16 protein-coding genes are annotated in these 18,619 nt (G+C 70.9%); 14 read left to right on the top strand and 2 right to left on the bottom strand.

The genetic code is table 11. The features are described from left to right. Nucleotides 1-192 precede the first annotated feature (192 nt). The 10 genes from ACF061_RS06490 to ACF061_RS06445 all read left to right on the top strand — a co-directional run bounded on the left by ACF061_RS06490 (nt 193) and on the right by ACF061_RS06445 (nt 10,516). Nucleotides 193-1,119 (top strand): ABC transporter permease, encoded by a 927-nt coding sequence (locus tag ACF061_RS06490; protein ID WP_392265677.1) that lies wholly within the window; start codon nt 193-195, stop codon nt 1,117-1,119. Nucleotides 1,120-1,152: 33 nt separating this feature from the next. Further along, the gene (locus ACF061_RS06485) at nt 1,153-2,076 is read left to right on the top strand and encodes an ABC transporter permease (RefSeq protein ID WP_392265676.1); all 924 of its coding nucleotides are present in this window, start codon (nt 1,153-1,155) and stop codon (nt 2,074-2,076) included. A 51-nt stretch (nt 2,077-2,127) separates the two neighbouring features. Next, nucleotides 2,128-3,174 (top strand): ABC transporter ATP-binding protein, encoded by a 1,047-nt coding sequence (locus ACF061_RS06480; RefSeq protein ID WP_392265675.1) that lies wholly within the window; start codon nt 2,128-2,130, stop codon nt 3,172-3,174. Continuing rightward, nucleotides 3,167-4,327, top strand: a complete 1,161-nt coding sequence (locus ACF061_RS06475) for an ABC transporter ATP-binding protein (protein WP_392265674.1) — start codon at nt 3,167-3,169, stop codon at nt 4,325-4,327. Before ACF061_RS06480 ends, ACF061_RS06475 begins: the two co-directional genes overlap by 8 nt. 94 nt (nt 4,328-4,421) lie before the next feature. Continuing rightward, nucleotides 4,422-4,814 carry a VOC family protein gene (locus ACF061_RS06470; RefSeq protein ID WP_392265673.1) on the top strand — a complete coding sequence of 131 codons (393 nt, stop codon included), beginning with the start codon at nt 4,422-4,424 and terminating at the stop codon, nt 4,812-4,814. Nucleotides 4,815-4,982: 168 nt separating this feature from the next. Further along, nucleotides 4,983-6,602 carry an ABC transporter substrate-binding protein gene (locus tag ACF061_RS06465; protein ID WP_392265672.1) on the top strand — a complete coding sequence of 540 codons (1,620 nt, stop codon included), beginning with the start codon at nt 4,983-4,985 and terminating at the stop codon, nt 6,600-6,602. 6 nt (nt 6,603-6,608) lie between these two features. Further along, nucleotides 6,609-7,532, top strand: coding sequence for an ABC transporter permease (locus tag ACF061_RS06460; protein WP_392265671.1), 924 nt, complete (start codon nt 6,609-6,611; stop codon nt 7,530-7,532). Continuing rightward, nucleotides 7,525-8,511, top strand: coding sequence for an ABC transporter permease (locus tag ACF061_RS06455; RefSeq protein WP_392265670.1), 987 nt, complete (start codon nt 7,525-7,527; stop codon nt 8,509-8,511). The genes ACF061_RS06460 and ACF061_RS06455 overlap by 8 nt, the downstream gene beginning before the upstream one ends. 6 nt (nt 8,512-8,517) lie before the next feature. Further along, on the top strand, nt 8,518-9,492 hold the full coding sequence (locus ACF061_RS06450; RefSeq protein WP_392265669.1) for an ABC transporter ATP-binding protein: 975 nt from the start codon (nt 8,518-8,520) through the stop codon (nt 9,490-9,492). Continuing rightward, nucleotides 9,485-10,516 carry an ABC transporter ATP-binding protein gene (locus tag ACF061_RS06445; protein ID WP_392265668.1) on the top strand — a complete coding sequence of 344 codons (1,032 nt, stop codon included), beginning with the start codon at nt 9,485-9,487 and terminating at the stop codon, nt 10,514-10,516. The genes ACF061_RS06450 and ACF061_RS06445 overlap by 8 nt, the downstream gene beginning before the upstream one ends. Nucleotides 10,517-10,687: 171 nt before the next feature. Here ACF061_RS06445 and ACF061_RS06440 read toward each other — a convergent pair whose 3' ends face one another. Further along, nucleotides 10,688-12,817 (bottom strand): prolyl oligopeptidase family serine peptidase, encoded by a 2,130-nt coding sequence (locus tag ACF061_RS06440; protein WP_392265667.1) that lies wholly within the window; start codon nt 12,815-12,817, stop codon nt 10,688-10,690. Nucleotides 12,818-13,003: 186 nt separating this feature from the next. Between ACF061_RS06440 and ACF061_RS06435 the strand changes: the two genes are divergently transcribed. Next, complete coding sequence (locus ACF061_RS06435; protein ID WP_392265666.1) at nt 13,004-13,198, top strand: hypothetical protein; 195 nt, start codon at nt 13,004-13,006, stop codon at nt 13,196-13,198. A 384-nt stretch (nt 13,199-13,582) separates the two neighbouring features. Here ACF061_RS06435 and ACF061_RS06430 read toward each other — a convergent pair whose 3' ends face one another. Beyond that, nucleotides 13,583-14,113, bottom strand: coding sequence for a hypothetical protein (locus tag ACF061_RS06430; protein WP_392265665.1), 531 nt, complete (start codon nt 14,111-14,113; stop codon nt 13,583-13,585). A gap of 335 nt (nt 14,114-14,448) precedes the next feature. Here ACF061_RS06430 and mshB point away from each other — a divergent pair, with 335 nt between their 5' ends. The 3 genes from mshB (at nt 14,449) to ACF061_RS06415 (ending at nt 18,514) form a co-directional block, all read left to right on the top strand. Beyond that, the gene (gene mshB, locus ACF061_RS06425; RefSeq protein WP_392265664.1) at nt 14,449-15,402 is read left to right on the top strand and encodes an N-acetyl-1-D-myo-inositol-2-amino-2-deoxy-alpha-D-glucopyranoside deacetylase; all 954 of its coding nucleotides are present in this window, start codon (nt 14,449-14,451) and stop codon (nt 15,400-15,402) included. Nucleotides 15,403-15,434: 32 nt separating this feature from the next. Beyond that, the gene (locus ACF061_RS06420; protein WP_392266163.1) at nt 15,435-15,794 is read left to right on the top strand and encodes a DUF6113 family protein; all 360 of its coding nucleotides are present in this window, start codon (nt 15,435-15,437) and stop codon (nt 15,792-15,794) included. 230 nt (nt 15,795-16,024) lie between these two features. Beyond that, on the top strand, nt 16,025-18,514 hold the full coding sequence (locus ACF061_RS06415; protein ID WP_392265663.1) for a hypothetical protein: 2,490 nt from the start codon (nt 16,025-16,027) through the stop codon (nt 18,512-18,514). Nucleotides 18,515-18,619: the final 105 nt, after the last annotated feature.

Below are 18,619 nucleotides of genomic sequence, written 5' to 3'. Positions count from 1 at the left end.
TATCGCGGGGCCCGGGGGGCGGGGGCGGCGGCCGCCGGGGGGGGGGGGGGGGGCCCCGCCCGGCCCCCCCCCCCCCACGACCCTCGACGACCGTCGGGAGCGGTGTGATCCACCCCTCCCGCCCCCACCTCACCCCCACATTCCGGGGTGCGGGAGCTGCTGTGGAAGAGGCAGCGAGGCAGAGAGGCAGTCATGGGAAGGTATGTGGTCCGCAGGCTGGGCCAGTTGGTCGTCGTCGTGCTCGGCGCGACGATGATTCTGTTCGCCTGCCTGTTCGTGCTCCCCGGCGACCCGGTGGGCCAGATCGCGGGCAGCGACAAGGCGCGTGACCCGGCGGTCATCGAGCAGTTGCACAAGCAGTACGGGCTCGACAAGCCCCTGGTCGTGCAGTACGGCAGCTACGTCGGCAAGCTCGTCACCGGTGACCTCGGCACGGACTACACGCAGAGCCGGCCGGTCACCGAGATCCTCGCCCCGAAGCTGGAGAACACGGCGAAGCTGGCGGTCGCGGGCATCGTGATCGACGTCGTCATCGGCATCTCGGTCGGTGTGCTCGCCGCCATGCGCAGATACTCGATCTGGGACGTGTCGGCGACCTTCATCACGACCCTGGCCATCGGCGTTCCCTCGATCGTCCTCGGCATGATCATGCAGCGCGTCTTCGTGATCGAGCTGGACTGGTTCCCGCTCATCGCCGGTGACGGCCTCGACGGCATCGTGCTACCGGCCTTCACCCTCGCCATCATCGACGCGGCCCTCGTCGCCCAGCTCGCACGCAGCACGATGCTGGAGGTGCTGCGCGCCGACTACGTCAAGACGGCGGTCGCCAAGGGCCTTTCGCGCCGGACGGTCCTCACCCGGCACATCCTGCGGAACTCGGTCATCCCCGTGATCACCTACCTGGGCATCTCCTTCGGAACCCTGCTCGGCGGCGCGATGATCACAGAGACGATCTTCAACTGGAACGGCATCGGTCTCGCGCTGGTCCAGGCGATCCAGCAGAACAACAACCCCATCATCGTGGGTGTGGTGACGATCAGCGTGGCGGTCTTCGTCCTGCTGAACCTGATCGTGGACCTGCTGTACGCCGCTCTCGACCCGCGTATCCGCCTTGCCTGACCCGCAGGGTCGTTCCCCTCTAGGAGTCACACAATGACCGAACTCGTCTCGGGCACGGGCGAGCCGACGGCGGCCGGTCCCGTCCCGGCGGCCCCGGGCGCTGAACCCAGCGTCGCCAGGGTCAGCCAGTGGACCGACATCCGGCACCGCTTCTTCGCCAACAAGCTGGCCGTGGTGGGGCTGGCGATCATCACGCTGCTGATCCTGACGGCGATCTTCGCGCCGCTGCTCGCGCCGCACGACCCGCTCAAGCAGGACCTCACCCAGACCCTGCAGTCGCCGGGCGGATCCCACTGGCTGGGCACCGACGCCCTCGGCCGCGACCAGCTTTCCCGGCTCATCTACGGCAGCCGCATCGCGGTGATCGTCGGTCTGGCCTCGATCTGCGTCGCCCTGATCATCGGCATCGTGCTGGGCGCCCTGGCCGGCTACTACGGCCGCTGGGTGGACACGGTGATCATGCGCGTCGCCGACGTCTTCTTCGCCTTCCCCCTGCTCATCGGCGCCATCGTCATCATCCTGCTGATGGGCCGTGGTGTGCTGCCCGTCGTGCTCTCGCTCGGCATCTTCTCCTGGGCCACCTTCGCCCGGCTGCTGCGCAGCCAGGTGCTGTCGGTGCGCGAGATGGACTACGTCCACGCCGCCAAGGCGCTGGGCGCCGGTCAGGGCCGGATCATCCGCAAGCACATCCTGCCCAACTCGCTGACCTCGGTGCTGGTGTACGGCACCAGCAACGTCGGTATCGCGATCGTGGCCGAGGCGTCGCTGTCGTACCTCGGCGTCGGCGTCGACCCGGAGGTCGCCGAGTGGGGCAACATGATCTCCGCGGGCCGCAACTTCATGGGCGTCAAGGACTTCATGTGGACCTACCCGAGCCTCGCGATCGTCATCACCGCACTCGGCTTCATCCTGCTGGGCAACGGTCTGCGCGACGCGCTCGACCCGAAGCTCCGGTGAGGCACCGCCATGAGTCGAACCCCTGTGACCAAGCACGATGAAGGTGACGGCATGACCAGCCTGGAGATGGCTCCCACCAACGCCGGGGCGGACGGGGCCGCACCGCTCCTCGAAGTCCGCGACCTGCACGTGGAGTTCAAGGTCCGTGACTCCGTGACCAAGGCGGTCAACGGCGTCAACTACAGCGTCAACGCGGGCGAGACGCTCGCCGTGCTCGGTGAGTCGGGCTCCGGCAAGTCGGTCACCGCGCAGGCGATCATGGGCATCCTGGACAGCCCGCCCGGACGGATCGCCAAGGGCGAGATCTTCTTCCAGGGCCAGGACATCCTGCGCCTGTCGGAGCACGAGCGGCGCAAGCTGCGCGGCGCCAAGATGGCGATGATCTTCCAGGACGCGCTGTCCTCGCTCAACCCGGTCCTGTCCGTCGGCTTCCAGCTCGGCGAGATGTTCCGCTCGCACCAGGGCATGTCCCGCAAGGACGCCAAGGCCAAGGCCATCGAGCTGATGGACAGGGTGCGCATCCCGGCCGCCGCCCAGCGGGTCGGCGACTACCCGCACCAGTTCTCCGGCGGTATGCGCCAGCGCATCATGATCGCGATGGCGCTGGCCCTGGAGCCGGACCTGATCATCGCCGACGAGCCCACCACGGCCCTCGACGTGACGGTGCAGGCCCAGGTCATGGACCTGCTCGCCGAGCTCCAGCGCGAGTACAACATGGGCCTGATCCTGATCACCCACGACCTCGGCGTCGTCGCCGACGTCGCCGACAAGATCGCGGTGATGTACGCCGGCCGGATCGTCGAGACGGCCCCCGTGCACGAGCTGTACAAGCGTCCGGCGCACCCTTACACCAAGGGCCTGCTGGAGTCGATCCCGCGCCTGGACCACAAGGGCCAGGAGCTGTACGCGATCAAGGGCCTGCCGCCCAACCTCCAGGCGATCCCGCCGGGCTGCGCCTTCAACCCGCGCTGCACCATGGCGCAGGACGTCTGCCGCACCGACGTACCGCCGCTGGTGCCGGTGACCGAGCTGGACGGCACGGAGCTGCCCGGCCGTCACTCCGCATGCCACTTCTGGAAGGAGACGATCCATGGCTGAGCCCACCAAGCTCGCGAAGGACGACGAGCCCAAGGACGACGCCACGCCGAACGTCTCCAAGGTGGAAACCGTCGACGCGGCCTCCGAGACGGAGGCGGTCGCGGCGATCGACACGCCGGCCCAGCGGGGCGAGCCGATCCTGCAGGTGCGCAACCTGGTGAAGCACTTCCCGCTCACCCAGGGCATCCTGTTCAAGAAGCAGATCGGCGCGGTGAAGGCCGTCGACGGCGTCTCCTTCGACCTGTACCAGGGCGAGACCCTGGGCATCGTGGGAGAGTCGGGCTGCGGCAAGTCCACCGTCGCCAAGCTCCTGATGAACCTGGAGCAGGCGACCGCCGGCGAGATCTTCTACAAGGGCCAGGACATCACCAGGCTGTCCGCGCGCGCCCTGAAGGCCGTGCGCCGCAACATCCAGATGGTGTTCCAGGACCCGTACACCTCGCTCAACCCGCGCATGACGGTGGGCGACATCATCGGCGAGCCCTTCGACATCCACCCCGAGGTGGCCCCCAAGGGCGACCGGCGCCGCAAGGTGCAGGAGCTGCTGGACGTCGTCGGCCTCAACCCGGAGTACATCAACCGCTACCCGCACCAGTTCTCCGGCGGCCAGCGCCAGCGCATCGGCATCGCCCGCGGCCTCGCGCTCAACCCCGAGGTCATCATCTGCGACGAGCCGGTGTCCGCGCTGGACGTGTCGGTCCAGGCGCAGGTCATCAACCTGATGGAGCGACTGCAGGACGAGTACAACCTCTCCTACATCTTCATCGCGCACGACCTGTCGATCGTCCGCCACATCTCCGACCGGGTGGGCGTGATGTACCTCGGCAAGATGGCGGAGATCGGCACCGACCAGCAGATCTACGACCACCCGACGCACCCCTACACCCAGGCACTGCTGTCGGCGGTCCCGGTGCCGGACCCGGACGCCCGAGAGCACCGCGACCGGATCATCCTCACCGGTGACGTGCCCTCCCCGGCCAACCCGCCCTCGGGCTGCCGGTTCCGCACCCGCTGCTGGAAGGCCCAGGACAAGTGCGCCAAGGAGGCTCCCCTCCTGGCGGTCCCCGAGCGCTTCAAGGGCTCGGACACCCCGGCGGCCCACGAGTCGGCCTGCCACTTCGCCGAGGAGAAGGACGTCGTCGGCGCGGCGTAGGTCCTTGAGTCCCGTTCCCGGTTCCCGGCGCCTTCCCAAGGCGCCGGGAACCGGCGTTCGCGCGGGAGACACGAGCACAGTGAGGACAGGCCGGATGCTGCACCACGTCGAACTGTGGGTCCCCGACCTGCCCCGCGCGATCCGCTCCTGGGGCTGGCTGCTGGGCCGCCTCGGTTACGAGCCGTACCAGGAGTGGGAACACGGCCGCAGCTGGCGGCACGGCCCCACCTACCTCGTCCTGGAGCGGTCCCCGGCGATGCGCGGCGGCGGGCACGACCGGATGCGGCCGGGCCTGAACCACCTGGCCTTCCACGCGGGCACCCGCGCCGACGTCGACGCGCTCATGCGTGACGCACCCGCGCACGGCTGGTCGCCGCTCTTCGCCGACCGCTACCCCCATGCCGGAGGCCCGCGGCACTACGCGGGCTACCTCACCGACGCCGACGGGTTCGAGGCCGAGCTGGTGGCAGCCGAGCCGGGCCCCTGAGACCGGGCCGGCCGGAGTGCGTACATCCGGCTGGAGTCGTGCCGCCCCCGGGTGAGGCGACGGTGTGACATGCGGTTCATGTGCTGATATGTCGGCAGGTTCGTCCGGGCCTGCCCGAGCACGCCGGCCCCGCCGCGCCGACCGCACACCGCACCCCGAGGAGGCACCATGCGTGGAGGCACCCGCGCGAGATGGGCCGCGGGTGCGATGGCGGCGGCCCTGCCGCTGGCCGCCTGCGGAAGCGGAACGGGCGCCGCCGGGGGCAGCGTCCTCAGCTCGTCCTGGGGCGACCCGCAGAACCCGCTGGAACCGTCCAACACCAACGAGGTGCAGGGCGGCAAGGTGCTCGACATGGTCTTCCGCGGGCTGAAGCGGTACAACCCGAGGACCGGCAGGGCCGAGAACATGCTCGCCGAACGGATCGACACCACCGACTCGCGGAACTACACCGTCACCGTCAAGGACGGCTGGCGGTTCAGCAACGGCGAACCGGTCACCGCCAGGTCCTTCGTCGACGCCTGGAACTACGGCGCCGCCCTGCGCAACAACCAGAAGAACGCGTACTTCTTCGGCTACATCGAGGGCTACGACAAGGTCCACCCCGACACCGGAGCGCAGAGCGCCGACACGCTCTCCGGCCTGAAGGTCACCGGCCCGCGGACCTTCACCGTCAGGCTCGACCAGAAGTTCTCCACCTTCCCCGACACCCTCGGCTACGTCGCCTTCGCCCCGCTGCCCCGGGCCTTCTTCACCGACCACGCGGCCTGGCTGGACAAGCCCGTCGGCAACGGCCCGTACGCCATCGAGTCCTACACCAAGGGCGCGCAGATGTACCTCCGGAAGTGGGACGGCTACCCGGGCCCCGACAAGGCGCTCAACGACGGCGTGACCCTGATGGTCTACACCGACTCCAACACCGCCTACACCGACGTACTGGCCGGCAACCTCGACCTGGTCGACGACATCCCCGCGAGCCAGCTCAAGAACGTCGGCTCCGACCTGAACGGCCGCTACGTCAACACCCCGGCCGGCATCATCCAGACCCTCGCCTTTCCGTACTACGACAAGGCGTGGAACACCGACGGCGCGCGCGAGGTCCGCACCGGCCTGTCCATGGCCATCGACCGCGAGCAGATCACCAAGACCCTCTTCCGGGGCACCCGCACCCCGGCCACCGACTGGACCTCCCCCGTCCTCGGCCCCGCCGGCGGCCACCAGCCCGGCCTGTGCGGCAAGGCCTGCGAATACCACCCCGCCGAGGCACGCAAGCTGGTCCGGGAGGGCGGCGGCCTGCCCGGCGGCCAGGTACGGATCACCTACAACGCGGACACCGGCTCGCACAAGGAGTGGGTGGACGCCGTGTGCAACTCCATCAACAACGCGCTCGGCAACGACCGGGCCTGCGTGGGCAACCCGGTCGGCACCTTCGCCGACTTCCGCAACCAGATCTCCCAGCACAGGATGTCCGGACCGTTCCGGGCGGGCTGGCAGATGGACTACCCGCTCATCCAGAACTTCCTCCAGCCGCTGTACTACACCAACGCCTCCTCCAACGACGGCAAGTGGTCCGACAAGCACTTCGACGCACTCGTCGACCGGGCCAACGCCGAGACCGACAAGGCGACCGCGATCGGCCTGTTCCAGCAGGCGGAGCGCGTCGTCCGGGACGCCATGGCCGCCATCCCGCTCTGGTACCAGAACGGCAGCGCCGGCTACTCCGACCGGCTGCACGACGTGGCGCTCAACCCCTTCAGCGTTCCCGTCTACGACGAGATCAAGGTGGGCTGACCCGCCATGGGACGTCACATCGTCAGACGGCTCCTCCAGATGATCCCGGTCTTCTTCGGGGCCACGCTGCTGATCTTCCTGATGGTGAACGTGATGGGCGACCCCGTCGCCGGACTGTGCGGCGAGCGCGCCTGCGACACCGCCACCGCCGCTCAGCTCAAACGGGAATTCGGCCTCGACAAGCCCCTGTGGCGGCAGTACGCGACCTACATGGGCAACGTCTTCACCGGCGACTTCGGCACCGCGTTCAACGGCCAGCCCGTCACCGAGCTGATGTCCACGGCGTTCCCCGTCACCATCCGGCTGACCGTCGTCGCCATCGTCTTCGAGATCGTCATCGGCATCACCCTCGGCGTCGTCACCGGACTGCGCCGCGGCCGCCCCGTCGACACCACCGTCCTGCTCGGCACCCTCGTCGTCATCTCCGTGCCCACCTTCGTCACCGGCCTGCTGCTCCAACTGCTGCTCGGCGTCAAATGGGGCTGGATCAGGCCCTCGGTCCCACCGGAGGCCACCATCGACGAGCTGATCCTGCCCGGCCTCGTCCTCGCCTCCGTCTCCCTCGCCTACGTCACCCGCCTGACCCGCACCTCCCTCGCCGAGAACCGGCGCGCCGACTACGTCCGCACCGCGATCGCCAAGGGACTGCCCCGCCGCCGGGTCGTCGTCCGGCATCTGCTGCGCAACTCGCTCATCCCCGTGGTCACCTTCATCGGCACCGACATCGGCGCCCTGATGGGCGGCGCCATCGTCACCGAGCGCATCTTCAACATCCACGGCGTCGGCTACCAGCTCTACCAGGGCGTCCTGCGCCAGAACACCCAGACCGTGGTCGGCTTCGTCACCGTCCTCGTCCTGGTCTTCCTGGTCGCCAACCTGCTCGTGGACCTGCTGTACGCCGTGCTCGACCCGAGGATCCGCTATGTCTGAGCGGCAACAGCCCCAGGAACCCGAACGCGCCGTCGCCGGCACCGGCATGGGCGGCGGAATGGACCTCGCTGCGAGCGAGGCGACCACCCTCGAGCGGGAACCGGATCACCCGGACGGCGCGGGCCCGCGGGACAGACCCCGGTCCCTCTGGTCCGACGCCTGGCACGACCTGCGCCGCAACCCCGTCTTCATCGTCTCCGCACTGGTGATCTGCTTCCTCGTCCTCATCGCGATCCGGCCCTCCCTCATCGCCCCCGGCAACCCGCTCCAGTGCGACCTGGCCAAAGCGCAGGACGGCCCGAGCGCCGGTCACCCCTTCGGCTTCGACGGCCAGGGCTGCGACGTCTACACGCGCACCGTCCACGGCGCCCGCGCCTCCGTGACGGTCGGCGTCTGCGCCACCCTCGGCGTGGCGGTCCTCGGATCGGCCCTGGGCGCCCTCGCCGGCTACTTCGGCGGCGTGTGGGACGCGGTCCTGTCCCGGGCCACCGACATCTTCTTCGCCATCCCGGTCGTCCTCGGCGGTCTGGTCCTGCTGTCCGTGGTCACCAGCAACACCGTCTGGCCGGTGGTCGGCTTCATGGTGCTGCTGGGCTGGCCGCAGATCTCCCGGATCGCCCGCGGCTCGGTCATCACCGCCAAACAGCACGACTACGTCCAGGCCGCCCGCGCCCTGGGCGCCTCCGACTCCCGCATCCTGCTGCGGCACATCGCGCCCAACGCGGTCGCCCCCGTGATCGTCGTCGCCACCATCGCGCTCGGCACCTACATCGCGCTGGAGGCGACGCTCTCCTACCTGGGCGTCGGGCTGAAGCCGCCGAGCGTGTCCTGGGGCATCGAGATCTCCGCCGCCTCGCCCTACGTCCGCAACGCCCCGCACGCGCTGCTGTGGCCCGCCGGAGCCCTCGCGGTCACCGTCCTGGCCTTCATCATGCTCGGCGACGCGGTGCGCGACGCCCTCGACCCCAGGCTGAGGTGACGGCGCATGCTGCTGGAGGTCCGTGACCTGCACGTGGAGTTCCGCACCCGGGACGGGGTCGCCCACGCCGTCAACGGGGTGAGCTACGAGGTGGACGCGGGCGAGACGCTCGCCGTGCTCGGTGAGTCGGGCTCCGGCAAGTCCGTCACCGCGCAGGCGGTCATGGGCATCCTCGACATGCCTCCCGGCCGGATCGGCGGTGGCGAGATCCGCTTCCGGGACCGGGACCTGCTGAAGCTGAGGGAGGAGGAACGGCGGCGGATCCGGGGCGCCGGGATGGCCATGATCTTCCAGGACGCCCTGTCCGCCCTGAACCCCGTCCTGACCGTCGGCGACCAGCTCGGTGAGATGTTCACCGTGCACCGGGGCATGTCCCGCAGAAACGCGCGGGCGAAGGCGATCGAGCTGATGGACAGGGTGCGCATCCCGGCCGCCGCCCAGCGGGTCGGCGACTACCCGCACCAGTTCTCCGGCGGTATGCGCCAGCGCATCATGATCGCGATGGCGCTGGCCCTGGAGCCGGACCTGATCATCGCCGACGAGCCCACCACGGCCCTCGACGTGACGGTGCAGGCCCAGGTCATGGACCTGCTCGCCGAGCTCCAGCGCGAGTACGACATGGGCCTGATCCTGATCACCCACGACCTCGGCGTCGTCGCCGACGTCGCCGACAGGATCGCGGTGATGTACGCCGGCCGGATCGTCGAGACGGCCCCCGTGCACGAGCTGTACAAGCGTCCGGCGCACCCCTACACCAAGGGCCTGCTGGAGTCGATCCCGCGCCTGGACCACAAGGGCCGGGAGCTGTACGCCATCAAGGGCCTGCCGCCCAGCCTCATGCGGGTGCCGCCCGGTTGCGCCTTCCACCCGCGCTGCCCGATGGCCCGGGACGTCTGCCGGACGGACGTGCCGCCGCTGTACGAGGTCGCCCGGGACCGGGCCAGCGCCTGCCACTTCTGGAGGGAGTGCCTGGATGGCTGACCCCGCCGAGCCCCTCCTGGAGGTCACCGGGCTCGTCAAGCACTACCCGCTCACCCGGGGCGTCCTGTTCAAGAAGCAGGTCGGTGCCGTCAAGGCGGTCGACGGAGTCGACTTCACCCTCGGACGCGGCGAGACGCTCGGCATCGTGGGCGAGTCCGGCTGCGGCAAGTCGACGGTCGCGAAGCTCCTGTGCAGTCTGGAGCGACCGACGGCGGGCGAGATCCGCTACCGGGGCGAGGACGTCACCGGGCTGTCCGGGCGAGCGCTGAAGGCCGTGCGCCGCAACATCCAGATGGTGTTCCAGGACCCGTACACCTCGCTCAACCCGCGCATGACGGTGGGCGACATCATCGGCGAGCCGTACGAGATCCACCCGGAGGCCGCTCCGAAGGGCGAGCGGCGCAGGCGGGTCCAGGAGCTGCTGGACGTGGTCGGCCTCAACCCGGAGTACGTCAACCGCTACCCCCACCAGTTCTCCGGCGGCCAGCGCCAGCGCATCGGGATCGCCCGGGGCCTGGCCCTGCGGCCGGAGATCATCGTCGCCGACGAGCCGGTGTCCGCGCTCGACGTGTCCGTCCAGGCACAGGTGATCAACCTGCTGGAGCGGCTGCAGCGTGAATTCGAGTTGTCGTACGTCTTCATCGCCCACGACCTGTCGATCGTCCGGCACATCTCCGACCGGGTGGCGGTCATGTACCTGGGCCGGATCGTCGAGACCGGCACCGACACGCAGATCTACGACCACCCGACGCACCCCTACACCCAGGCACTGCTGTCGGCGGTCCCCGTGCCCGACCCGGAGGCCCGGGAGCGCCGGGACAGGATCATCCTCACGGGTGATGTGCCGTCCCCGGCCGCCATCCCGTCCGGCTGCCGCTTCCGCACCCGCTGCTTCAAGGCCCGGGAACGCTGCGCCCTGGAGGTGCCGGCGCTGGCGGTACCCGCGGAGTTCCGCCATGACACCGGCCCCGCGGCCCACGACTCGGCCTGCCTGTTCGCGGCCGAGCGGCGGACGGAGCGTTAACGCGGAGGCAACCTCACGGAATCAGCACCGATATACGGACACGTGAATCTGAGGAACGTACGGCCGTGCGGGTGCCGTGGACGGGCCGGGGCGCGCCATGCAGCCCCGGCCCGTTGGCATGTGCTCCGGGTTCAGACGTGAGCAGATGCGGGTTGGGTGTTCAGTGAGCGCTCAGATGAGACCGAGTGAGCGCTTGAGGAAGTCCACCTGGAGCAGCAGCAGGTTCTCCGCCACCTGTTCCTGCGGAGTCATGTGGGTGACCCCGGACAGCGGCAGCACCTCGTGCGGCCGGCCGGCGGCGAGCAGCGCCGAGGACAGCCGCAGGGCGTGCGCGACGACCACGTTGTCGTCCGCGAGGCCGTGCACGATCATCAGCGGCCGGTGCTGCTCGGCGGGTTCGGTCAGACCGTCGTCGGTGACGAGGGAACACTTCGCGTAGACGTCCGGGTGCGCGCCCGGGTCGCCCAGGTAGCGCTCGGTGTAGTGGGTGTCGTAGAGGCGCCAGTCGGTGACCGGGGCGCCGGCGACGGCCGCGTGGAAGACGTCCGGGCGGCGCAGCACGGCCAGCGCGGACAGGTAGCCCCCGTAGGACCAGCCGCGGATCGCCACCCGGCCGAGGTCGAGGGGGTGGCTCCTGGCGAGGTCCTGGAGGGCGTCGATCTGGTCGTCGAGGGTGACCGTGAAGTCGTGGTGGACGGCCTTCTCCCAGGCGGGGGAGCGGCCCGGGGTGCCGCGGCCGTCGGCGACGACCACCGCGAAACCCTGGTCGGCGAACCACTGGGAGGTGAGGTGCGCGTTGTGCGCGGCGACCACGCGGGGTCCGTGCGGGCCGCCGTAGGGGTCGAGGAGGACGGGCAGGGGAGTGGCATGGGCAGTGTCACGGGGGTAGTCCGTAGGCATAAGCACGGCGCACGGAATTTTGCGTGCGCCCCCCTGGGTGAGAGTGACACGGGGGGACAAACCAGGATCTTCGGCGTGTGAGGCGATGGCCGCCACCTGCTCGCCGTCCCGCAGCACCCGGACCTGGGCGCCCGGCCGGTCGAGCGTGGCGGAGACGAGGACGGTCACCCCTCCGGCGCGCACGGCGGAGTGCACGCCGGGCTCCTGACTCACGCGCTCCACACCGAGCTCGTTGACCCGGTACACATGCACCTCACCGGTCTCCGGATCGGCGGCCTCCTCGCCGGCCGAGGCGGACAGCAGCACGTCGTCGGCGGATACGTCCAGGACCGCGCGCACGTGCAACTGGGCCCCCGTGAGCGGCCGTTCCCCGACCGCCAGCACCCGCGCGCCGCCCTCGTCCGCGACCCGAACGAGCTGCCCGGAGGGGCTCCAGCAGGGCACGCCAGGGAAAAGATCAAGCCAATTCGGATCTTCATCGGCGTGCACCATGCGGGTCTGTCCGGAGTCCGGGTCCACGGCCAGGTACAGCTGGCTGCGCTGGTCCCGCGCCTGTACGAGGAGCAGCGGCGCACCCGCCGCTGACCAGTGCACATGCGCCAGATACGGGTAGCGGTCCCGGTCCCAGACCACCTCCGTGCGCGCCCCGTCCAGCCCGACCACGAACAGTCGTACGTCCGCGTTCGCGGTGCCGGCCGCCGGGTAGCGGACCTGGCCGGGCGCCCGCCCGGGCTGTGCGGGATCGGAGATCCACCAGCGCTGCACCGGCGCGTCGTCCACGCGCGCCACGAGCAGCCGGTCCGACTCCGGCGACCACCAGAAGCCCCGCGACCGGCCCATCTCCTCGGCCGCGATGAACTCGGCGAGCCCGTGGACGACCGACTCCGACTCCGGTTCGACGAGCGCCCGGTCGCCGTCGCCCTCGGCGCCCACCAGGCGCAGGGCGCCCTCGCAGACATAGGCGATGTGCCGGCCGTCGGGGGCGGGCCGGGGGTCGATCACCGGCCCGGGCACGCCCAGTTCGCGCGTGGTGCCGGCCCTCAGCTCCGCTGCGAAGAGCCGCCCTGACAAGGTGAAAGACGCCAACTCGACGGCCGTGTCGGTGGCGTAGCCGACGATCCCGGCCCCGCCCTCACGGCTGCGCTCACGACGCGCCCGCTCCTCGGGTGAGAGATCCTCAAAGGCGCCCCCGAGGAGGGCACGCGGGTCGGCGACCACCCGCTCCCGGCGGTCGCCCAGGTCGAGGACGCGCAGCGAATTCGCCCGGTCCGCACCGGAGTCGGAGCGCAGGAACACGACGCGGGAGGCGTCCGGTGACACCGTGAACGCGCGCGGCGCGCCGAGCGTGAACCGCAGGGTGCGTGCGTGCCGTCGGGGGAAGGAGACAGGCTCGGTCGTCATACCCCGACCATATTGGCCATGCGCCCCCTTGTACGACCGTGCGCTGGCTGGTGCGCGCGTGCGGATAGTTATGATCAATAGCGCACAGTGGGTATGAACCCCATGCCTGTTGTGAGGATTTGACTGCCCCCATAGTTCGACCCCCCGACACCCCCCGCGTCCTGGGATCTTTGGAGGTGAGCCGCCGTGGCACTCTCGATTTCGGCGGTGGTGCTGCTGGCGATCATCGTCTTCTTGTTGATCAAGAAGTCCGGCCTGAAAGCCGCGCATGCGATCGTGTGCATGCTGCTCGGCTTCTACCTGGCCTCTTCGACGATCGCTCCCACGATCAGCGATCTGACCACGAACATCGCGGGGATGATCGGCAGCATCAAGTTCTGAGTACGGGCCTCAACCAGCCGGAGCACCGCTGCCCTTGCCGTGCCGTCCGTCGCGCAGCCGAACGTTCCCTCCCGGCGTGCGCGACGGAATGACTCGTCGCCGTGGATCGCCCGCCCACGGACGACGGACGCACGGCCGCGCACGGCCGGCGGACCCGGCCGACTGCCACGCCACCAACCCACGCCCACACCACTAAGCCCCCCACGGCAGCCCACCCCCACAGCGACACTCTCCCACCCCCACCCCCACGGCACTCCCCCCATGTCCTCCGCCAGTCAGCCCTTGGGCGCGTGTGAAATGGCGGACGCGGCTTCGGCGAGCGGAGCGGGGGTCGCCCAGAGGTTCTCGAAGTTGCCGTGCCGCCCTCCATGGATGGCGGCGGGCTCAGTCGTCGCACCCGGTGATGTCGTCCTCGCAGTCGTGCACGTCGTCGGGGGCGATGGTGTCGAGGCGCCACAACACCATGACGTGGGTGTCTCGCCGGTCCGGGGAGATCCTGGCCGTGAAGGGGGCGCCGGCGGGGACGTTGAACAGGTCGGCCTCTCGGTCGCCGCACGTCACCTCGTACTCGCTGACCTCGGCGCCCCGTTCGAGCGTCAGCGTGACCGAGCGGTCGGTGACAGGGGCCTGGCAGGCGACGCCCAAGGTGTAGGGCCGGTTGCCCTTCGCCGGGAATGTCCTCTCCAGCCCCTGGGGCCGGGTCTCCATGCCCTCGTCGACGCGCGCCGCGCCGTCGGGCTCCGTGGAGTCCAGGGCGCGTTCGGCGCGCTCCATCGCGTCCTCCTGCTCCGCCTTCCCCGGCCACTCCTCCGACTCCGCGGGGGACTCCGGTCGCCTCTCCTGTTCCGTGCAGGCACCCGTCAGCGCCGTCATGGACAACAGGAGTGCGAGGACGGTGGCGGGGCGTATGCGCATGGGACTCCGATCGGGGGAGGGCAGGGCGGGGCGGGCGCCGGGCGGGGACCGGCCGACGTCGTCCCGGCGCGGGGCTCCGCGCCGCCCGCGATGGGCGAGCCGCGTCCGACGGGCCGGTGAGCGTGGCGGGCGGCGACCCGGCGGCGAAGGCCCGGCGGCTGTGGCCGCGGCGGAAGCCGCGGGGCGGCCGCGGTGACCTCCGCAGCGGGGACCGCACCAGGATGGCAGAGGAGACCGTGGCGGGACGGTGGCTGATCGTCCGGTCGACGCCGCACTTGCGGGTGGATCACGGGGACTCTGCCGGGGAGCGCGCCGGCGCCTCGTAGGGTGGACCCATGACGGAACTGCCCGCTCGGCGTCTGCTGCTGGTGCACGCGCACCCGGACGACGAGTCGATCAACAACGGCGTGACCATGGCCAGGTACGCGGCCGAGGGCGCGCTGGTGACGCTGGTGACCTGCACCCTGGGGGAGCGGGGCGAGGTCATCCCGCCCGAACTGCGGCACCTGAGCGGGGCCGCCCTCGGCGCCCACCGGAGGCAGGAGCTCGCCGCGGCCATGGGAGAGCTGGGTGTCGCGGACTTCCGGCTGCTCGGCGGCGCCGGGCAGTACCAGGACTCCGGGATGATGGGGCTCGCCGACAACGACGACCCGGACTGTTTCTGGCAGGCCGACCTCGACGAGGCCGCCGAACACCTCGTCGCCGTGATCCGCGAGGTGCGCCCGCAGGTCCTCGTGACGTACGACGACAACGGCGGGTACGGCCACCCCGACCACATCCAGGCCCACCGCGTCGCCATGCGGGCCCTCGACCTCGCCGCCGATCCCGCCGTACGCCCCGACCTCGGAGAGCCCTGGCGGATCGCCCGGGTGTACTGGAACCGGATGCCGCGGTCCGTCGCCGAGGCCGCCTTCGCACGGCTCCAGGACGCCTTGCCCGGTCTGCCGTTCGAGAAGTCCGCGGTCATCGAGGACGTGCCCGGCGTCGTCGGCGACGACCGGATCACCGCCCGGATCGAGGGCGACGCCGCTCACGCTGCCGCCAAGGCCGCCGCGATGCGCGCGCACGCCACCCAGATCGAGGTGGCCGAACCCTGCTTCGCGCTCTCCAACGAGCTCGCCCAGCCGCTCTTCACCACCGAGTACTACGAGCTGGTGCGTGGGGACGATCACAACGATCACCTCGATCACGGCGAGCACACAGATCACACCGGTCGCACAGATCACACCGTCCGCACCGATCACGCCGGTCGGATCGATCTGTTCGCCGGGATCGGGGAGGCGTCGTGAGCCCGGCCGGACGGGAGCCGGCGCGGGGCTCCATGATCGCGCAGCCCCTCAAGCCGCCCTCCGCCGGACGGATGGCTGCCTACCTGGGGCTGTTCGTGCTCGGCGCGGTGGTCGGCGTCGCCGGGGCGCTGGTGCAGGCCGCGTGGTTGCCGGGCGGACTGCTGCTCGCCCTCGCGGGCGCCGCCGGGCTCTTCCTCGGCGGGGCGAGGGCCGCACGCAGCCGTGGCGGGGCCGTGGCGGGCGCGGCCGGCTGGCTGATCGTCGTCATGTTGCTCACCGTCAGTCGCCTTGAAGGGGACTTCCTCTTCGCCGCGGGCGGCGGCTCCTATGTCTTCCTGCTCGGCGGCATGGCCCTGGCTGTGATCTGTGCCACCTTGGGGCGGGGGCGGTGACCGGACGACCGTGACGTCCGACTTGGCGAATGACGTACCACTTCTTCCTGTGGTTCCCGTGCGGGTCCGGTGTGGTTTTCCCCAGCGGTCCCGGGATAAGCGTCGGAAGCGGCCAGTATGGTGGTGCGCGCCGTCGAGCCTCCCCCAAGCACTCGACTTCGCTCGTGCAGGGGGACCCCCACGCAGAGTGAGGGCGTGATGGGCGGCGGAGCCAACCGGGAGAACCTGCCTTGAGTCGTGAAACTGACACTCCGTCCTCCGGGCCCAACGGGCGCGGCGGAGCCGCCTACCCTTCGGGAACCCCGCCGTACGGCATCCCGGCGGTGTCCGACGACGGTGCGGACGCGGGCCGTTCGGCCACGCAGCCGGAGGAACGCAAGACCGAGACCACGCTGACGACCCGGATCCGGATCAACATCCCCGGATCCCGGCCGATTCCGCCGGTGGTCGTGCGCAAGCCCGTCGCCGACGGCGAGACGGAGAACGGGAACGGGACCAGGGGCGGCGGCGAATCCGGACCGGGACCCGAAGCCTCCCGGGGGAACAACGGGTCCCACGGCGCCGGCAGGGCGAACGGGGCCAAGGGTTCCCGTGGGCCCCAGGGGTCCGACGCGGTCGGGTCGATCGGCGACGGCATCCGCGGTGACATGACGACGCCCGGCGCTGCCGCGGAGACGCCTGCCGCCGAACCCGCGGCGCCGGCCGAGGAGAAGCCGACCAGCGACTGGTTCGCGCCCCGCAAGCCCCAGGCGGCCAAGGGCGGTCAGGGCGGCGGCACCGGCAACGGCGCCGCGCTGCCCGGCGGTTCGGGCACGCCCGCGAACGGATCCGGTGCGAACCCCGGCGGGGCGGGTGCGGGTGTTCCCGGCACCGGACCGGCCGGATCGGGAGCCTCCGGCACCGGACCGTCCGGTGGTGCGCGTCCCGGGGCCGGCGCCCGTCCCGGTGGCGTGGTCGGCTCCATGAGCGTCCCCGGGGCCTCCCGTTCCGGTTCCACCAACGGCGCCGGACTGCCGGGCGCCACCGGTGGCCCGGTCGCCCCCGGCCACGGCGGTGGCACCGGTTCCTTCGACGTGACCGAGGCGCTGGCGGCGGGCCCGCTCTCCGGCGGCAACGGCGAACCCCGCCGTGACGACCTTCCCTTCTTCTCGGAGAACGGTCAGGGCGGCCAGAGCGGTCACGGCAGCCGCAACGATCGGACCGGCTCGAACGGTCAGGGCGGTTACGGTCAGGGCGGTTACGGAGGCCAGGGCGGCCAGGGCGGCCGGAGCGTTCCCGGTGCGCCCGGCGCACAAGGTGGCGCCAACGGGACGGCTGTACCCGGTGGCACCAACGGGGCGGGTGTCCCCGGCGGACCCGGCGGTTCCAATGGTCCGGGCGGTCAGCGGGGGCCCGCGGGCCCGACCGGTGGCCCGGTGACCGGTGACGGTGCGCTGTTCCCGTCCGCCACGGGCGGCAGCGCGGCCGGACCGGCCGGCGTCGCGGGTGCGCACACCGCGCGTCCCGGCGGCGGACTGAGCGACGACACCGCGATCCTCACCCCGCAGAAGCCCGCCCCCGAGCCGGGCGGCGCCGGCTACCCGGGCCGGCCGGACAACGTCTCCGGGCAGACCGTCACCAGCGGTATGCCGGTCGTGCAGCCCGGCCCCGACTCGCCGTTCCGGCCGGGTGCCGGCGGCGACGGTTCGCTCTCCTCCGCGCCACCGAAGGCGCCCGCTCCGGGCCCGCAGAGCCCCGCGGCGGCCGGGAAGCCCGCGAAGGCCGCCAAGGCGCCGAAGAAGAAGGGCCGCAGCAAGCTGGTGCTGCTCGTCGGCGGTCTGGTCCTCGTCGCCGGTGTCGCCTACGGCGCCGGGCTGCTGATGAACCACTCCGATGTGCCCAAGGGCACCACGGTGCTCGGCGTCGACATCGGCGGCGGCACCCGCGACGACGCGGTCAAGAAGCTCGACGACGCCTTCGGCAAGCGGGTGAACCAGCCGCTGAAGCTGTCCGTCGACGGAAAGACGGTCAGCCTGAAGCCGGACCAGGCCGGGCTCCAGCTCGACACCCAGGCCACCGCCAGCGCGGCGGCGACCAGCGACTACAACCCGGTCTCCGTGATCGGCTCGCTGTTCGGCAACCACCGCGTGGTGGAGCCGCAGATGCCCGTCGACGAGGAGAAGCTGCAGGCCGCCCTCCAGAACGCCGCCGGTGGCGCCGGTTCGAACGACGGCACCGTCAAGTTCGAGCCCGGCAAGGCCGTGGCCGTGTACGGGAAGGCGGGCAAGGGCATCGACGCCGCCCGGTCGTCCCAGGCGGTGGCGCAGGCGTACCGCACCCAGGTGGAGACGGGCGCGACCACGCCGGTCCAGGTGCCCACCACCACCCGGCAGCCGACGGTCTCCAACGCGGAGGTCGACCGGATGATGCAGAAGTTCGCGGAGCCGGCGATGTCGGACAAGGTGACGGTCCAGACGGACCCGGCGCACTCGATCCCGATGAGTCCGCAGAAGTCGCTGTGGAAGTTCCTCAGGGTGGCGGCTGTCAACGGCAAGCTGGTCGACAAGCCCGACCTGGCTGCCCTCAAGGACCTCTACGGTCAGACGTTCGACGGTGTGCTCATCGCCCGGGGCAACGGGCAGAAGACGCCCGTGACGCCCGAGGACGTCTACAGCGCCCTGCGTCAGGCGCTGATGAGCAAGACGAACCGGGTCGCGGTCATCGACACGAACCCGAGCTGATCGACCGCCGCTGAGGGGGCGTCCGGTGCGTACCGCACCCGACGCCCCCTCTCCGCGTCCCGCCCCTCTCCGCGTCCCGTCTCTCTCCGCGTCCCAGCTCCCAGT

It is taken from the genome of Streptomyces sp. NPDC015220, assembly GCF_043079345.1.
Classification (GTDB): domain Bacteria; phylum Actinomycetota; class Actinomycetes; order Streptomycetales; family Streptomycetaceae; genus Streptomyces.
The sequence above is the reverse complement of the archived record's forward strand: the minus strand, read 5'-3'. Positions and strand labels throughout refer to the sequence as shown.

Excerpts from the sequence above, each read along its gene's own strand:
- ACF061_RS06470 (WP_392265673.1), top strand. The coding sequence starts at position 4,422 with ATGCTGCACCACGTCGAACTGTGGGTCCCCGACCTGCCCCGCGCGATC.
- ACF061_RS06485 (WP_392265676.1), top strand. The coding sequence starts at position 1,153 with ATGACCGAACTCGTCTCGGGCACGGGCGAGCCGACGGCGGCCGGTCCC.
- ACF061_RS06480 (WP_392265675.1), top strand. The coding sequence starts at position 2,128 with ATGACCAGCCTGGAGATGGCTCCCACCAACGCCGGGGCGGACGGGGCC.
- ACF061_RS06445 (WP_392265668.1), top strand. The coding sequence starts at position 9,485 with ATGGCTGACCCCGCCGAGCCCCTCCTGGAGGTCACCGGGCTCGTCAAG.
- ACF061_RS06455 (WP_392265670.1), top strand. The coding sequence starts at position 7,525 with ATGTCTGAGCGGCAACAGCCCCAGGAACCCGAACGCGCCGTCGCCGGC.
- ACF061_RS06430 (WP_392265665.1), bottom strand. The coding sequence starts at position 14,113 with ATGCGCATACGCCCCGCCACCGTCCTCGCACTCCTGTTGTCCATGACG.
- ACF061_RS06460 (WP_392265671.1), top strand. The coding sequence starts at position 6,609 with ATGGGACGTCACATCGTCAGACGGCTCCTCCAGATGATCCCGGTCTTC.
- ACF061_RS06465 (WP_392265672.1), top strand. The coding sequence starts at position 4,983 with ATGCGTGGAGGCACCCGCGCGAGATGGGCCGCGGGTGCGATGGCGGCG.
- mshB (WP_392265664.1), top strand. The coding sequence starts at position 14,449 with ATGACGGAACTGCCCGCTCGGCGTCTGCTGCTGGTGCACGCGCACCCG.
- ACF061_RS06450 (WP_392265669.1), top strand. The coding sequence starts at position 8,518 with ATGCTGCTGGAGGTCCGTGACCTGCACGTGGAGTTCCGCACCCGGGAC.
- ACF061_RS06420 (WP_392266163.1), top strand. The coding sequence starts at position 15,435 with ATGATCGCGCAGCCCCTCAAGCCGCCCTCCGCCGGACGGATGGCTGCC.
- ACF061_RS06475 (WP_392265674.1), top strand. The coding sequence starts at position 3,167 with ATGGCTGAGCCCACCAAGCTCGCGAAGGACGACGAGCCCAAGGACGAC.
- ACF061_RS06440 (WP_392265667.1), bottom strand. The coding sequence starts at position 12,817 with ATGACGACCGAGCCTGTCTCCTTCCCCCGACGGCACGCACGCACCCTG.
- ACF061_RS06490 (WP_392265677.1), top strand. The coding sequence starts at position 193 with ATGGGAAGGTATGTGGTCCGCAGGCTGGGCCAGTTGGTCGTCGTCGTG.